We start from the raw sequence: 15,562 nt of genomic DNA on the forward strand, positions 1-15,562 counted from the left end.
CGGCCTCGACACACGGGAGACAACCCGGACGACCGGCTGAAGGTGGGTTACGGGGTCAGGCGGTGGTGGCCGACTCGGGCAGCTCGGGCAACTTCCGGGCGACCTCGTAATCGGTGAGCTGGCCGATCCGGCGGGCGTGCCGGGCGTCGCCGGAGAACGGCGTCGCGATGAACGCCTCGACGAACGCGGTGGCCTCGTCCAGCGTGTGCTGGCGGGCGCCGATGGCGATCACGTTGCTGTCGTTGTGCTGGCGGGCCAGCTCGGCGATCTCGGCCTTCCAGACCAGCGCGGACCGTACGCCGGGGACCTTGTTCGCGGCGATCTGCTCGCCGTTGCCGGAGCCGCCGATGACGATGCCGAGCGATCCGGGGTCGGCGACCACCTTCACGCCGGTGTGGAAACAGAACGCCGGGTAGTCGTCCTCGGCGTCGTAGACGTGCGGTCCGACGTCGACCACATCGTGCCCCTGCTTGTTCAGGTGGTTCACGAGGTGGTTCTTCAGCTCGAAGCCGGCGTGGTCGGATCCCAGGTAGAGACGCATGGCAGAAGTCTTTCAGAAGGTGAGGGCCGAACGCAGGGCGGAGGCCACCTGATCAGCCGCGGCCCGCGCGGCGTCGATGATGGCCAGTTTGCGGGCGAATCCGTGGTTCACACCCATGTAACGGGTGTGCACCACCGGGACGCCCGCGGCGATCAGCGCGTTCGCGTAGTCGGCGCCCTCGTCGCGCAGCGCGTCGTACTCGGCGGTGATCAGCAGGGTGGGTGGCATCCCGGACAGGTCGGCGACCGCGAGCGGCGCCACGTCCGGGGTGAGCCGGCGCACCGGGTCGGGGACGAACGTCTCCCAGGAGAGCTTCATCGAGGCGCGGTCCAGGCCGTACTCGCCGACCTCGTCGTACGACTCGGCGGAGGTGAGCGGGTCGACGGCCGGGTAGATGAGCACCTGGAAGTCCACCGGGGTGGCCGCGTCGCGCTGCCGGCGGGCGGTGACGGTGGCGAGCTGGCCGCCCGCGCTGTCGCCGCCGATCGCCAGCCGCGCGACGTCGAGCCCCAGGTCGGCGCCGGAGCGGCGCAGGTAGGACACGACCGTCTCGGCGTCCTCGAGGGCTGCCGGGAAGACGTGCTCGGGGGCGAGGCGGTAGCCGGCCGAGACCACCGCGCAGCCGGAACGCTCCGCGACCCGGCGGCAGAACCGGTCGACGGTCTCGATGCTGCCGTAACACCAGCCGCCGCCGTGCAGGTAGACCAGGACCGGGGCGCCGGTCCGGGTCGCGTAGAGACGGCAGGGCACGCCGTCGGCGTCGAAGTCGGCGACCACCGGAAGCGGCCACGCCGGACCGGACTCGGCCTCGTTGGACTCCTCCATGGCCGCCCGGACCTCGAGCAGGCGCTGGTAGGGGTCCACGGCCAGCTGCTTCGAAGACGGCCGCCGCCTCACCTCGGCGGCGGCCGTGACCTGCGGGTGGATCATCAGCGGATTTCGGCCAGCACCAGGCCGCCGCGGGCCTTCGGGGTGAACCAGGTGCTCTTGCGGGGCAGCTTGAGCCGCTCCAGGTTCACCTCGACGAAGTCCTCCACCGTGACCGGGGCGATCAGGACGGCCAGCTCGGCGCGGCCGGCGTCGACCTCGCCGCGCAGCCACTCGACCGGGTAGTCGCCGCCGATGTAGGAGATCCGCTTGTCGCCCGGGTCCAGGCCCAGCGAGTCACGCAGCAGGACACGCTCGACGAGGGCGTGGTCCAGGTTCTCCACCGTGGCGCCGGCCGGGTCGGACGGCAGTTCCAGGGCGAAGGTGCGGCCCGCCGCGTACATCTCGATGGTGCCCTTGGGTGGCAGCTGCGCGGCACGCGGCACCTCGGTGACCGTCGCGCCGGCCGCGCGGAGCCGCTCCAGCAGCTCGCCGAGCGGCGCGGGCAGCTCACTGATCAGGCGGTTGTACGGCTGGATGAAGACCGACGAGGGCGTGGTCACGACGGCCAGGAACCGCTCCAGCCCGCCGGTCTGCGCGGCCAGGCTGCGGTGGTTGCCGTCGGCGACCACCAGTTCGCCGCCGCCGGCCAGCGCGAGGAGGCGGTCCTGGAGTTCGCCGGGGCCGACCGGCCAGATGGCGTGGGTGCGGCCGGTGTTGTCGACGTCGACCGCGGCCGGCTCACCGGCGGCGCCGGTCGCCTCGGCCAGCGCGGCGTGCAGCTCCTCGCCGCGGCCGGTCTGCAGCAGCAGGACCGGGGAGAGCAGCGTGTTGACCGCCTCGGCCAGCGCGACCCGCTCGCGGACCTTGCTGATGAAGACGTCCTCGTTGCGGATGACCAGGCCGGGCTCGTCGGCGCTGGTGGAGATCTGGCCGGTCTCGACCATGCTCCACAGGCCGTAGGCCGGCGCCTCGCCCGGTCCCGTGATGCGGTAGAGCACCACGACGTGCTCGGCCTGCCGGTACTTCTCCTCGGCCTGATCACGCTGCAGACGGACCACGGCGTCCGGCAGTGACTCGAGGAAGGACTTCCCGAGGGACTCGGGCGCGAGGTGTGGCATCTCCACGGCAAGCGCGCTGTGCGGGTTGGCCTTGATGATGTCGGTGATTTCGGCGTCGTCGGCGAACTCGTCGTAGTTCTGGGCCCCGGTACCCCCGTTGGTGATCCAGGCCCGGCTGATCGGGTGCACGACCGTCATGGCAGGCAACTTACCCGGCGCGCCGTCGGCCCCCACCCACCGGCGTCTTCCCCGGTGACCTGCTCAACCGTGCCGTGGAGGGGGAATTCACCTCGCGTTCGGCGGGCGTGGCGGTGACGATCACCGGAGGAGCGAGCATGGAAGCCACTTCCGGGGGCAAATAGTCCCAGAACTCCCGCTGAACACTGATGCTCAATTCGACCGGCTTACTCTCCGGCATACCCGCCTCCGCGTTGGGTGAGGTGTACATCACCCCATCCAACGACGGATGGCGGGCCGAAGTTCGCCTTTCGCGGGCGTCGCCCCCGAATGGCAACTAATCGAAGATCGGTCCCAGATCGCGGCTGCGCTTCAGCTCGTAGAAGCCGGGCGTGCCGGCGACCAGCAGGACGCCGTCCCACAGCTTGCCGGCGGCCTCGCCCTTCGGCGCCGGGGTGATGACCGGCCCGAAGAAGGCCACGGTCTCCCCCGGGTTCGGCCCGGGAGCGTGGATGACCGGGGTGCCGACGTCGGTGCCGACCGGCTTCATGCCGGCGTCGTGGCTGGCCCGCAGTGCCCCGTCGTGGGCGTCGGTGTGCGCCGCCTCGGCCAGCGCCGGGTCGAGGCCGACCTCGGCCAGCGCCTCCTGGAACAGTTTCGGGTCGTCGATCTCGTACTTCCGCAGATGGATCCGGGTGCCGAGGGCGGTGTAGAGGTCACGCAGGACCTCCGGGCCGGCGGCCTCGGCGGCCGCGACGCAGACCCGGACCGGGCCCCAGCCCTTGGCCAGCAACTCCTTGTAACGCTCGGGAAGCTCGTCGCGGCCCTCGTTGAGCACCGACAGGCTCATCACGTTGAACCGGACGTCCAGTGGACGGACCTTCTCCACCTCCAGCAGCCAGCGGGAGGTGATCCAGGCCCACGGGCAGAGCGGGTCGAACCACATGTCGACGGTGGAACGTTGAGTCATGGCTCGATCTTCCTCCTCATTCGGCCGCCGGTCGGGGTGAGTTGCGTCGCGGTCGCCGCATAGGCTTCGGGTAAACGCAGTCAGCTCGAAGGAGAGTGCACGTGGCCGGTGTTCACAACCTGACCCAGGTCGAGGCTGCGGAGCGTGGTCGATTGCTCGAGGTGACCGGGTACGACATCACCCTCGACCTGACCGACGGGCACGGCAATCCCGGCTCCGACACGTTCCGGTCCACCTCAGTGATCAGCTTCCGGTGCGCCGAGCCCGGCGCGGCGACGTTCGCCGAGGCGGCGGCCGCGCGGATCCACTCCGCGACGCTGAACGGGGTTCCGCTGGACCTCAGCGGGTGGTCCCCGGAGACCGGCCTGCCGCTGCCGGGGCTCGCCGCCGAGAACACCCTGGTGGTGTCCGGCGACTTCAAGTACTCGGCCAGCGGCCAGGGGCTCCAGCGCAGCCTCGACCCGGTCGACAAGGAGGTCTACCTCTACAGCCAGTTCGAGACGGCGGACGCCCAGCGGGCGTACGCGTGCTTCGACCAGCCAGACCTCAAGAGCGTGTTCACGTGGCACGTGACCGCTCCCGGGCACTGGAAGGTCGTCTCGAACATGCCGGTGGGATCGGAGGAGGAGGCGGGCTTCGGCGCGAAGACCGTCCACTTCACCACCTCGCCGCGGATGAGCACCTACATCACCGCGATCTGCGCCGGGCCGTACCACGAGGTGCGCGACTCCCACGACGGCATCGAGCTGGGCGTCTTCTGCCGCGCCTCGATGGCCCGCCATCTGGACGCCGACGACCTCTTCCTGATCACGAAACAGGGCTTCGACTTCTTCCACGAGCAGTTCGGGGTGCGCTACCCGCTGCCGAAGTACGACCAGCTCTGGGTGCCGGACTTCAACGCCGGCGCGATGGAGAACTTCGGCTGCGTCACGCACGCCGAGTCGCACTACATCTTCCGCTCGCAGGTCACCGACTACGAGTACGAGCAGCGCGCCAACACGATCCTGCACGAGCTGGCCCACATGTGGTTCGGCGACCTGGTCACCATGCGCTGGTGGAACGACCTGTGGCTCAACGAGTCGTTCGCCGAGTGGGCGAGCCACTGGTGCAACACCGAGGCCACCCGGTTCACCGACGCGTGGTCGACGTTCCTGTCGATCCGCAAGTCCTGGGGTTACCGGCAGGACCAGCTGTCCTCCACCCACCCGGTGTACTGCGAGATGCCGGACCTGGAGGCCGTCGAGGTCAACTTCGACGGGATCACGTACGCCAAGGGCGCCAGCGTGATCAAGCAGCTGGTGGCGTACGTCGGCCTGGACCCGTTCCTGACCGGCCTGCGCGCCTACTTCGGCAAGTACGCGTGGGGCAACGCCACCTTCGACGACCTGCTCACCGAGCTGGAGACGGCGTCCGGCCGGGAGCTGCGCAAGTTCGCGGCACAGTGGCTGGAGACCGCTCAGGTCAACACGCTGCGCCCGGTCGTCGAGATCGACGACGCCGGCGCCTACACGAGCGTCGTCGTCCAGCAGGAGGCGCCGACCGACTACCCGACGCTGCGCACCCACCGGATCGGCATCGGCCTGTACGACCTGGACGGCGACCGTCTGGTGCGGCGGGAACGGCTCGAGGTGGACGTGGCCGGGGAGCGTACCGAGATCGCCGCGCTGGCCGGGGTGAAGGCCCCGGACGTGCTGCTGATCAACGACGACGACCTGACGTACACGAAGCTGCGCCTGGACGAGCGGTCACTGGGCGTGCTGGTGCGCCACATCGCCGGTTTCGAGTCGTCGCTGCCGCGGGCGCTGTGCTGGGCCGCCGCCTGGGACATGCTGCGCGACGCCGAGATGGCGGCCCGCGACTACGTGGCGCTGGTCTGCGCCGGCCTGCCCGCCGAGGACGACATCAACCTGGCCACCGCCACACTGCGGCAGGCGTCCACGGCGCTGGCGAGCTTCGCCGACCCGGAGTGGGCGCCGCAGGGCTGGGCGCAGCTGGCCACTCTGGCCGAGACCCGGCTGGCGGCCGCCGAACCGGGCAGCGGCTGGCAGCTGACCTGGGCACGGGCGTTCATCGGCGCGTCCCGTACCCCGGAGCAGGCGGCGGTGTTGCGCGGCTGGCTGACCGGCGGTGCCAAGCCGGAGGGTCTGGTCGTCGACACCGAGCTGCGCTGGTCGCTGCTGCAGGCGTTGTCGGCCCTGGGCGCCGCCGGGGAGTCCGAGATCGACGACGAGCTGGCAGGCGACCGGACGGCCAGCGGCGAGCGGGAGGCGGCGATCGCCCGGGCGCTGCTGCCGACCGTGGAGAACAAGGATCGTGTGTGGGCCGAGCTGACCGGCCCGCAGGCGCCGCCGAACTGGCTGAACCGGTCGCTGCTGCAGGGTTTCCAGAGCACCCGGCAGGTGGCGCTGACCGCGCCGTACGCGGAGAAGTTCTTCGAGGTCGTCGGGGACGTGTGGGCTCGCTCGGACAGTGAGCCGGCGCAGGAGTTCGCGATGATGGCCTACCCGGCCTACCAGATCAGCGACGAGACGGTGGCGCTCACCGACGCGTGGCTGGCCCGGGAGGGCAATCCGGCGTCGCTGCGGCGCCTGGTCGCCGAGGGCCGGGACGGGGTGCTGCGGGCGCTCAGGGCTCGGGCGAAGGACCGCTCGGCCTGACCGAAAGTGATGACGGCCCGTCCCGCTTTAGAGGGGCGGGCCTTTCACATGCGGCAACTTACCGCGGCGTAATCCACGGGAAACAACTCTGTGTGAGTAGTCTGGCACTCCGCGGTGATGGAGGTGGCCCGTGACGATGCTGAGCCAGGGTTCGCCGGTGCGGTGGAGCGCGCCGGAGGGCCGGTGGACCGAGCCGGATCTGCACCTGTTTCCCCAGGACGGGCACCGGTACGAGATCCTCGACGGCAGTCTGCACGTCACCCCACCGCCGGACAGCCGGCACGACTCGCTGGTCGAGGCGGTGGTGACCACGCTGCGCTCGGCGGCGCCACCCGGCTGGTGGGTGTGCGCCCGGCTCGGCATCGAGTTGGGCACGAGCAACCTGGTGCCGGACGTGACGGTGCTGCGGCCGCACTCCTCCGGGGCGATCTGGGTCGATCCGGCGGATGTGGCGCTGGTGGTGGAGATCGAGGCCGACGAGACCCGGCGGTACGACCGGCTGCTCAAGCCGGCCGTGTACGCGGCGGCCGGCATCCCCGCCTACTGGCGTGTGGAGGCCGGCCCGGCGCTTCAGGCGTACCGGTTGACGGACGACGTCTACCAGGCGGTGGAGCCGGTCAGTGCCGACGGCCAGGCCCGGCTGGACAGCCCCTATCCGGTCCGGGTGAGTCCTGCGCTCTGGCGCTAGGTCCGGTCAGCGCGACCGGACCGGTCAGGCCGCGCCGGCGTGGGTGGCCAGCTGGTCGATCCCGATGAGCAGGCCGCCGGCCAGGTCACCGCCACCGAAGGAGGCGGCCATCGACAGGCCGGCCAGCTTCGCGTCCCGGTCGGTGATCCGCTTACGGGCGTCGGCGCCGGTGACGATCTCCAGCTTGCGCTGGTTGGGCGAGACCGCGATCAGCACTGAGCGCTGCGGGTCGCGGGTCTGCCGGTGCAGCTCCTCGGCGGAGGCGCGCAGCGGCTCGCCGAGCTCGCCGAGGTAGATGCTGAAGTGGAGACCGGTCACCTGGTCGGCGATCCGGAGCGCCTCGTCGAGACGGAGCAGTTGCCGGGTCGTGAAGGGACCCTCGGCGGGCTGCTCGAGCGGGGCGACCTCACCAACTGTCACTTGCGCCTCCTGTGGGACCTGGCCGGACCGGTGCGCCGGAGCTGTCCTCGATGACCAGTCCGGTGTGGGCGGCCGATGTCGGCGCGACCTGCTGCGGCGCTGCGGTGAACCACATCGCCGGGAAGTCGTAGGGCCGGCCCGGCCGGTAACGACGGTCCGGCTTCGACCGGTCGGAGCCGGCGAGCACGAGAGTCGCGATCGTCCCGATGATCACTACCGGAATGATCACGAAGACCAGAACGGTGCTGATTACTGACAACTGAACGCCCCCAGGCGCCGGGTGATCCTGCGTATTCCGAACATCAATCACCGTAGCGGAGCGCGTGTCGTCCCGGAGCGTCGGGTCTCGAACCGGGGTCTCACGCCGTCGGGATCTACGCGGATCGGGCCCGCAGGTGCGAAAATCACCCTCACGCGCCGTCCGCGTACTTTCCGTCGCGAACGGCAGGAGGGGGATCCGATGCGTACTTCCGTCCCCGCCGCTGCGGCGGCGCTCACCCTCGCTCTGCTGGGTGTCCCATCCGGCGCGCAGGCGGCCGCCGCCGTCTTCGTGGAACTCAACCCGAGCACCGTCCCGGCCGGTGACGAGGTCTCGATCCGCGCCTCTTGCGAGGACAATCTCAAACCGGCCACCGTGACGGCCGAGCCGATCGGCTCGGTCACCGTCGAGCCCGAGTTCGGCTTCCTGACAGCAACGGTACGGGTGCCGAACGACACCGAGCCCGGCGACTATCCGGTGGCCCTGCGCTGCACGGAGGGCGGCGCCGCGACCACCACCCTGCACGTCGTCGCGGGCGTCGAGCCGAGCCGCGGGCCGGCCACCGGGGGCGGTGGCACCGCGCCGGGCGCCACCGGTTCGCTGCTGATCGGCGGGGGCCTGCTCGCCGTGGGGGCCGGGCTGGGGCTCGGCGTCATGTCACTGCGCCGCCGTCGACTCGGCTGAGGCTGCCGTGGCCCAGGGAGAGCGCCCGCCCTCCGGCACGCGTGTGCCTGACGCCGTCGCGCGCAAGCGCCCGGCCCAGGTGATCACCGCGCCGCCGCCGGGAGTGGTGACCGGGCCACTGCCGCCCACCCCGGCGATCCGTGGGCGGTCGCCGTTCCGGATCCCGTTGCCCGGGCGGTCGCCGACACCGCGCCCCGTGCGCGGCCGCCGGGGCGGCACGATCGGGGTGCTCGCGCTCGTGCTGCTCTTCCTCGGGTTGTTCGTGGTCGGCATGGGAGTGGGCTTCGCGACCGGTTTCGACGTCGGTGGGCTGTTCCGCGGGCCGGACAAGCCGCCGCCGCGGGAGTACCCGGTGATGGAGCCGAGCCGCCCGGAGCGGCTGGAGATCCCGGCGCTGCGGGTGTCGGCGCCGGTTCTCGAGGTGGGGCTGGCCAACGACGGGTCGGTGGACGTGCCGCCGCTGAAACGGCACAACGAGGCCGGCTGGTTCGAGGGCGGGCCGACGCCGGGGCAGTACGGTCCGGCGCTGATCGTGGGGCACGCCGACACCCGGACCGGGCCGTCGGTCTTCCACAAGCTGGACACGATGAAGCCGGGCCAGGAGATCCGGGTGTGGCGCGCGGACGGCACGAAGGCGGTCTTCGAGGTCAACTCGGTGGAGAGGTTCGACAAGAACAAGCTGCCGGCCAAGCGCGTCTACGGCGACTACACGCGCCCGTCGCTGCGTCTCATGACGTGCGGCGGACGATGGCTGGGCGGGGCGGAGGGTTACGAGGACAACATCGTCGTCTTCGCCTCCCTGGTCTCCGGCGAGAGTTAGGCCGCCTCGGCGGTCTCGACCGGGACGGTCGGCAGGTCGAGCCAGTCCATCCAGCGCGGGTCGGGGGTCCGGTGCCCGAGCACCCGCCAGGCGACACCGCGCGGGGCGGCCGGCAGCGCGTGCAGGCGCCACCCGAGCTCGGCCGGGGTCTTGTCACCCTTGCTGTGGTTGCACTTGGCGCACGCGGCGACCACGTTGTCCCAGGCGTGCAGGCCGCCCCGGCTGCGCGGGAAGACGTGGTCGATGGTCTCGGCGGAGCCGCGGCAGTAGGCGCAGCGACCGCCGTCACGGGCGAAGACGGCCCGGCGGGAGAGCCCGACATGGGTGCGGTACGGCACCTTCACATACCGCGTGAGACGGACCACGGAGGGGACCGGGAGGGTGTGGTGGGCGCTGTGCAGGATGCCGTCGCCGTCGGAGACGCACTCCGCCTTGGCGGTCAGGACGAGGATGGTGGCTCGACGCACCGATACGACGCACAGCGGCTCGTAGGTTGCGTTCAGCACCAACGCGGAAGAGCCAACCGTGGGTCGTATGTCAGGCATCGCGATCACCCTTCCGGTGTCAGTTGCTTGTAACCGCTCCCGTAGCCCATGCGTGTGTGATGTGGGCCTCGCCGCACGGGGCCCGTGCGCCAATAGTCCCTGATGAATAACCAAATTGCGAGCACAATCTGTGGCCTCGCGGTAAACGTCTGAGGTCTTCACCCAGCCGGACCCGGTACCTTCTGTCCCCGTGTTCCTCTCAGCTCCGACGCCCAGCCCGTCGACCCCGGACATCTTCACGAGCACCGACGTCGAGAAGGCCTGCGGCGCCGACGTGCTCTGTGGCCGGCTCGTCCATTGGACCGGCAGCCAGTGGCTTGGCAACAGCAGCTACGTCGTGGTCATCAAGCCGCTGCGGATCATCGGGATCATCCTGATCGCGATGCTGATCCGCTGGCTGCTGCATCGCGCGATCTCGCGGCTGGCGTCGAGCACCTCCCGGGCCTCCATGCCGGCGCTGCTCAAGCCGTTGAAGGAGAAGGTGACGGTCACCGCCGAGGAGGGGCAGTTCATCCCCGAGCGGCGGCGTCAGCGGGCCGAGGCGATCGGCTCGGTGCTGCGCAGCTTCGTCAGCGCGGTGGTGTTCACCATGGCCGCGCTGCTGGTGATGGGTGAGCTCGGCTTCAACCTGGGGCCGCTGCTGGCCAGCGCCGGCATCGTCGGCGTGGCGCTCGGTTTCGGCGCGCAGAGCCTGGTCAAGGATCTGATCGCCGGTCTTTTCATGCTGCTGGAGGATCAGTACGGCGTGGGCGACACGGTCGACCTGGGCGAGGCGACCGGCGTGGTGGAGAGCGTCGGCCTGCGGATCACCACGGTCCGTGACGCCCGGGGTGTGCTGTGGTACATCCGCAACGGTGAGATCGTCCGGGTCGGCAACAAGAGCCAGGGCTGGGCGATGGTCGTGATCGACATCCCGATCGGCTTCGTCAACTCGGAGGAGGCGGTCGCCGTGCTGAGGATCGCGGCCGAGTCGGTGGCGCACGAGCCGGAGCACCAGACCGAGTTCCTGGAGCCGCCGGAGGTGGTCGGCGTCGAGCAGCTCACCGTGGACGGCGCGGTGATCCGGACGATCGCGAAGACCACCTCCGACAGCCAGATCGTGATCCAGCGGGATCTGCGCCGGGCGCTGACCGAGTCGCTGGAGACGTCGGGCCTGTCCGAGCGGATCGCGGCGTCCCGGCTGCCACGCAGCGCCGTCCCACCGGCCTGGCTCGGCGGCAACGAGAATTCTTCGCCTTCCGCGGGTGAGCCGCAGCGCCCCGGTGGAGCCACCTGACCAGCGCTTACGGCACCGGAAACGTTTGCACTCTCACCCGAACGGCCAATTCTAGCCGCGCATTCACTAGCATCGACTAGGACGATCGGGCAGAATCCGCTACAGATTCTGCACAAGCGGCGCGCCCGTCTCCGAAGAACAGCGGGCGCGCACGGCCTTCGTCGTGCTTCGGCGATTGTCGAAAGCGATGGAGGCTTCGGTGGCGAACGACCCCAACATGGCTACAAAAAGTGGGGGCAACGCTACTTTCCGCAGCATCTTCCGGCTCAAGGAGTACCGTGCGGTCTACCTCGCCACCCTGATCAACTGGCTCGGCGACTACCTCTCCCGGGCCGCCGTGACGGTGCTGGTCTACCACAAGAGCCAGTCGGTGCTGCTCTCCGCGGCCTCGTTCGCGGTCGGCTTCCTGCCCTGGATCGTCGGGCCGCTGCTGTCCGCGGTGGCCGAGCGGTACCCGTACCGCCGGGTCATGATCGTCGCGGACCTGACCCGGATGGCGCTGATCGCGCTGCTGCTGATCCCGCACATCCCGGTGGCGCTGATGCTGCTCATCCTGCTGCTGGCCGGTCTCGCCGCGCCGCCCGCCCAGGCGGCCCGCTCGGCGCTGCTGCCGGAGCTGGTCGGGCGGGAGCGCCTGCCGCTGGCCACCGCGCTCCAGCAGACGGCCAGCCAGACCGCCCAGGTGGTCGGCTACATGGCCGGCGCCACCCTGGCCGTCGCCCTGACCCCGCGGATCGCCCTCGGCCTCGACGTCTTGACCTTCCTGGCCTCGGCGCTGCTGGTCACCTTCGGAGTGAGCCGGCGGCCCGCCGCGAACCCGGACCGCGGGCGGACCCACCTGCTGCGGGAGACCGCCGAGGGGTTCCGGCTGGTCTTCTCCCACCCGCTGCTGCGCTCCATCGTGACCGTGGTGTTCACGGTCACGATCTTCGCGATCGTCCCGGAAGGGCTCGCCGCGGCCTGGGCCGTCGAAGGCACTCCCGACCACAGCGCCTCGAGCCTCGACCAGGGTCTGATCATGGCGGCCGGGCCGTTCGGGTTCGTGCTGGGCGGCATCCTGTTCAGCCGTCTCGTGCCCGCCCACCACCGGGCGCGGCTCGTCCCGTACCTCGCGGTGGCCATGCCGTTGCTGCTCGTGCCGTCGCTGACGGCGCCGCCCGCGCCGGTCGTCGCGGTGCTGGTGATGCTCTCCGGCCTGACCCAGGGCGCGCTGCTGCCCACCCTGAACGCGAACTTCACGCTGGCCCTGCCGGACGGCTACCGGGCCCGGGCGTTCGGGGTCGTCGGCAGCGGGGTGCAGGTCACCCAGTTCACCGCCGTCATCATCACCGGTCTGCTGGCCGACCACTTCCGGCTGCCGCTCGTGGTCGGGCTGTGGAGCGTCGGCGGCGCGATCGTGATGCTTCTCATCGTCCTGTCCTGGCCGCGCCAGGGCGCTCCGGCGACCGCCGCGGATGCTGGCAGGATGGAGAGGTGACCTTCTTCGAAGCCGTCGGCGGCGAACCCACGTTCCGGCGCCTGGTGGACAAGTTCTACGAGGGCGTCGCGGAGGACCCGCTGCTGCGCCCGATGTACCCGGAGGAGGACCTCGGGCCGGCCGCCGACCGGCTCACCCTCTTCCTCGTCCAGTACTGGGGCGGCCCCTCGACGTATTCGGACAGTCGCGGGCATCCCCGGCTGCGGATGCGGCACGCGTCGTTCCGGGTCGACGCGGACGCCCGGGACGCGTGGCTGCGGCACATGCGGGTGGCGGTCGACTCGCTCGGGCTGCCCGCGCAGCACGAGGCCGAACTCTGGAGCTACCTGGAGCGGGCGGCGTATTTCATGGTGAACACGATGGATCCCGCGGAGCCCGCCCACTAGCGTGTCGCCTACGGCGGTGACTCGTTGATCGGATTGTCACTCGCAATCCGGGGAGAGCCGTCTCATGCGCCGTCGTCTGCTCGCTGCCGCCGCTGTCGCGGTCGTCGCCGTTCCAGCGGTGGCCGGACCCGTGCCGGCGACGGCCGACCGGGCCCACCCGTCGGTGGTCTCCGCCGACCCGGTGAACTGGACGCCGCACGTGCTCGACGGAACGGTCTGGGCGCTGGCGCTGGTCGGTGACACGGTGGTGGTCGGCGGAGCCTTCAACAAGGTGGCCGACAGCAGCCGCCGGCAGACCTACGAGCGCAAGAACATCTTCGCGTTCGGGCTGCACGACGGCGCCATCCGGACGTTCGCCCCGGAGGTGGACGGCGCGGTCTACTCGCTGGCCGCCGGACCCGACCACTCGGTGTACATGGGTGGCGCGTTCAAGCGTGTCAACGGCGCGGACCAGCGCGGCATGACACGGGTGTCGCTGCGCGACAGCAGCCGGTACACATCCTTCGGCGCCCGGGTCAACTGGGGTGACGTCCGGGCGCTGGTCAGCCGCGGCGACCGGCTCTACGCGGGCGGCACGTTCTCGGCGGTCAACGGGGTGCGGCGGGCCGGTCTGGTCCGGCTCAACGGCGCGACCGGATCGGTGGACCAGAGCTTCGACGCGCAGCTGGCCGGGCCGGGACTGAAACGGACCCGGGTGGAGCACTTCGACGTCTCCCCCGACGGCAGCCGGCTGATCGCGATCGGCGCCTTCCTCCGGTCGGGCAACGCGGACCGTACCCAGATCGCGCTCTTCGACGTCGGCGGCTCCGGGGCCGACCTGACCGGCTGGTACACCGACGCGTTCAAGCCCACCTGCATGAAAGGCTTCGACACGTACCTGCGGCAGGTCAAGTTCTCGCCGGACGGCTCGTACATCGTGGTGGCGGCCACCGGGCGGGCGTCGTCGGCGCAGAAGCTGTGCGACTCGGCCTCCCGCTTCGAGGTGCGCGGCAGCGGACGGCACAACCCGACGTGGGTGCAGCGCACCGGCGGCGACTCGCTGTACGCCGTCGCGATCACCGGACCGGCCGTCTACCTGGGCGGGCACCAGCGGTGGTTCGACAACCCCTACGGCACCGACGGCAACGGGCCGGGGCCGGGCGCGGTCTCCCGGCCCGGGATCGGCGCGGTCAGCCCGAACACCGGCAAGGCGCTGGAGTGGAATCCCACCCGGTCGCGGGGTGTCGGCGTACGCGCTTTCCTGGTCACGGCGAACGGGCTGCTCGTCGGCTCGGACACCGACCAGCTGGGCCGTGAATACCACGGCCGGATCGGCATGTTCCCCTTGCGTTAGGCCCGCGATTCGCCGCGGAGCGAAGCGAAGCAATTACAGCAAGGCGCCCTCGTCGTGGAGCCAGTCCACGAAGGACGTGGCCACCGCGGCGCCGCAGTCGAGCAGCTCGACGAGCAGGGTGTCGTGGACGCCCGCGGCGAGAGGCACCTGAAGCTCCGCGTAGATCGGGAGCTGGCCCCGCTCGGTGGGGTCGCCGACGTAGGCCTTGCAGAACCGGCGTGTGTGGTTCCACTCGTTGACCACCCGGTAGGCGCGGTCCGCCCAGTCCGGCGGGACCGTCGCGTGCGGGCGGGCCCGCATCACCAGGATCTCGTCCTCCGGGCCCTCGAGAGTGAACAGCACGGCATGCCGCTCCCACATCGCCAGCAGGCTGCCGCCGCCGTCAGCGAGGAACCGGATGTCGAGCAGGTCGAGCGCTTTGCCGACGCGAGCGAGCTGCACCGGCAGGACCAGATCGGACGATCCGGTCGTGGACAAGTCGGACGGAACTCCGGAGCGGCTCGGCTCGCGCTGGGCCGGGACACCGACGCGGACGCTGCTCTGCACCGCCACCTCGCCACCGGCATCCGGCTCGTCGCTCGCAGCCGATCCCGGACGCCATGACCACCACGGCATCGTGTGCACCTCACTCCCCAACAGACCCAGCGCCGGACGTTGCAGTGGATCCGAGGGCAGACGGTACCCGTACCGCTCCTGAAGGTCATCCCCCTAACGAGAGGGCGGGACCGGAAGAACGATATGCCGTCACCCTTTCGGGTGATTAACCATCGGCATAACGGTCAATTTGTGAACGCTCTGTCGCCACGCTACTCCATATGGTGCAGAAATTCCCACCCAGCCGCCGGTCACCCGAACCCGGGCCTCCGCCGGATCCGCGTCCCGCGGACCGAGGAAACCCATCCGAGCGACCGCCTGGACGAGCCGCTGGGAGATCTGCACGGGCGCGCCGTCGCCGGGGGTGACGACGAGGGCGACGTGATCGAGGAGCGCGTCGCGGACCGCGCGCTGCCCGACCACCCGGCCGGAGACGCCGCCCGAGGCGACCTCCCGCAGCGTCCCGGCAGCCGCCTCGGCCAGCCGGGCCAGCTCGGCGCCGGAGATCGACTCGACGGCCCGGCTCGCGGGCGGCGGCAGCGGCCACCGCCACTGGGTGTCGCGCCGCTCCGGCAGGGTCTCCCCGCCGGCGGCCAGGACGGCCAGCAGCTCGGCGGCGGAGACCGTGGCGTCTCCCGGCCCCGGGCCGGCCACCTCGCGGGTGACCAGCACGTCCCAGGGCAGCCGGGCCCAGAGGGCGGTCCGCCCGCCGGACGACCGGAGCCGGACCGGCGCGGCCGGATCGAGCCTGGTCAGCCTCGCCAGGAACGCGCCCGCGTCGGGAACCCCGAGCAGACCGTGGACTGT

General features: G+C 70.9%; 17 protein-coding genes. 8 read left to right on the plus strand and 9 right to left on the minus strand.

All coding sequences use genetic code 11. The annotated features are described in order from the left end of the window. Nucleotides 1–55 precede the first annotated feature (55 nt). The 4 genes from AB0I88_RS02730 to AB0I88_RS02745 all read right to left on the minus strand — a co-directional run bounded on the left by AB0I88_RS02730 (nt 56) and on the right by AB0I88_RS02745 (nt 3,616). Nucleotides 56–541 (minus strand): ribose-5-phosphate isomerase, encoded by a 486-nt coding sequence (locus tag AB0I88_RS02730; RefSeq protein WP_361017569.1) that lies wholly within the window; start codon nt 539–541, stop codon nt 56–58. Between the two features lie 12 nt (nt 542–553). Continuing rightward, a complete protein-coding gene (locus AB0I88_RS02735; RefSeq protein ID WP_361017571.1) occupies nt 554–1,471 on the minus strand; it encodes an alpha/beta hydrolase in 918 nt (305 codons plus the stop codon). After that, complete coding sequence (locus AB0I88_RS02740; RefSeq protein WP_361017573.1) at nt 1,471–2,667, minus strand: DUF1015 family protein; 1,197 nt, start codon at nt 2,665–2,667, stop codon at nt 1,471–1,473. The genes AB0I88_RS02735 and AB0I88_RS02740 overlap by 1 nt, the downstream gene beginning before the upstream one ends. Before the next feature lie 316 nt (nt 2,668–2,983). Continuing rightward, nucleotides 2,984–3,616, minus strand: a complete 633-nt coding sequence (locus AB0I88_RS02745; RefSeq protein WP_361017574.1) for a DsbA family protein — start codon at nt 3,614–3,616, stop codon at nt 2,984–2,986. Between the two features lie 101 nt (nt 3,617–3,717). On the opposite strand from AB0I88_RS02745, the gene pepN reads away from it, so the two are divergent. Then, a complete protein-coding gene (gene pepN / locus AB0I88_RS02750; RefSeq protein WP_361017576.1) occupies nt 3,718–6,273 on the plus strand; it encodes an aminopeptidase N in 2,556 nt (851 codons plus the stop codon). 136 nt (nt 6,274–6,409) lie between these two features. After that, nucleotides 6,410–6,961, plus strand: coding sequence for a Uma2 family endonuclease (locus tag AB0I88_RS02755; protein WP_361017965.1), 552 nt, complete (start codon nt 6,410–6,412; stop codon nt 6,959–6,961). Nucleotides 6,962–6,985: 24 nt separating this feature from the next. Here AB0I88_RS02755 and AB0I88_RS02760 read toward each other — a convergent pair whose 3' ends face one another. Then, nucleotides 6,986–7,381 carry a DUF5130 family protein gene (locus AB0I88_RS02760; protein ID WP_361017578.1) on the minus strand — a complete coding sequence of 132 codons (396 nt, stop codon included), beginning with the start codon at nt 7,379–7,381 and terminating at the stop codon, nt 6,986–6,988. Continuing rightward, nucleotides 7,368–7,595, minus strand: coding sequence for a hypothetical protein (locus AB0I88_RS02765; RefSeq protein ID WP_361017580.1), 228 nt, complete (start codon nt 7,593–7,595; stop codon nt 7,368–7,370). Before AB0I88_RS02765 ends, AB0I88_RS02760 begins: the two co-directional genes overlap by 14 nt. Nucleotides 7,596–7,841: 246 nt before the next feature. Here AB0I88_RS02765 and AB0I88_RS02770 point away from each other — a divergent pair, with 246 nt between their 5' ends. Continuing rightward, nucleotides 7,842–8,324, plus strand: a complete 483-nt coding sequence (locus AB0I88_RS02770) for a hypothetical protein (RefSeq protein ID WP_361017581.1) — start codon at nt 7,842–7,844, stop codon at nt 8,322–8,324. Nucleotides 8,325–8,367: 43 nt separating this feature from the next. Next, a complete protein-coding gene (locus AB0I88_RS02775; protein WP_361017583.1) occupies nt 8,368–9,144 on the plus strand; it encodes a class F sortase in 777 nt (258 codons plus the stop codon). Here the strand turns inward: AB0I88_RS02775 and AB0I88_RS02780 are convergent. Beyond that, nucleotides 9,141–9,689 carry an HNH endonuclease gene (locus AB0I88_RS02780; RefSeq protein ID WP_361017585.1) on the minus strand — a complete coding sequence of 183 codons (549 nt, stop codon included), beginning with the start codon at nt 9,687–9,689 and terminating at the stop codon, nt 9,141–9,143. The two genes, AB0I88_RS02775 and AB0I88_RS02780, sit on opposite strands and share 4 nt — an antisense overlap. Before the next feature lie 274 nt (nt 9,690–9,963). On the opposite strand from AB0I88_RS02780, the gene AB0I88_RS02785 reads away from it, so the two are divergent. The 4 genes from AB0I88_RS02785 to AB0I88_RS02800 all read left to right on the plus strand — a co-directional run bounded on the left by AB0I88_RS02785 (nt 9,964) and on the right by AB0I88_RS02800 (nt 14,161). Further along, nucleotides 9,964–10,965, plus strand: a complete 1,002-nt coding sequence (locus AB0I88_RS02785; RefSeq protein ID WP_361017967.1) for a mechanosensitive ion channel family protein — start codon at nt 9,964–9,966, stop codon at nt 10,963–10,965. A 199-nt stretch (nt 10,966–11,164) separates the two neighbouring features. Beyond that, nucleotides 11,165–12,442, plus strand: coding sequence for an MFS transporter (locus tag AB0I88_RS02790; RefSeq protein WP_361017587.1), 1,278 nt, complete (start codon nt 11,165–11,167; stop codon nt 12,440–12,442). Beyond that, nucleotides 12,439–12,828 carry a globin gene (locus AB0I88_RS02795; RefSeq protein WP_361017588.1) on the plus strand — a complete coding sequence of 130 codons (390 nt, stop codon included), beginning with the start codon at nt 12,439–12,441 and terminating at the stop codon, nt 12,826–12,828. Before AB0I88_RS02790 ends, AB0I88_RS02795 begins: the two co-directional genes overlap by 4 nt. Nucleotides 12,829–12,892: 64 nt before the next feature. Then, on the plus strand, nt 12,893–14,161 hold the full coding sequence (locus tag AB0I88_RS02800) for a delta-60 repeat domain-containing protein (protein WP_361017590.1): 1,269 nt from the start codon (nt 12,893–12,895) through the stop codon (nt 14,159–14,161). Nucleotides 14,162–14,194: 33 nt separating this feature from the next. Here AB0I88_RS02800 and AB0I88_RS02805 read toward each other — a convergent pair whose 3' ends face one another. Both AB0I88_RS02805 and AB0I88_RS02810 read right to left on the minus strand, forming a co-directional pair. Then, nucleotides 14,195–14,776: a YbjN domain-containing protein gene (locus AB0I88_RS02805; RefSeq protein WP_361017592.1), complete on the minus strand. Its 582-nt coding sequence runs from the start codon at nt 14,774–14,776 to the stop codon at nt 14,195–14,197. 129 nt (nt 14,777–14,905) lie between these two features. Then, the coding region (locus tag AB0I88_RS02810) for a hypothetical protein (RefSeq protein ID WP_361017593.1) at nt 14,906–15,562 on the minus strand (657 nt) is incomplete at its 5' end.

It is taken from the genome of Actinoplanes sp. NPDC049802, assembly GCF_040656595.1.
Classification (GTDB): Bacteria; Actinomycetota; Actinomycetes; order Mycobacteriales; family Micromonosporaceae; genus Actinoplanes.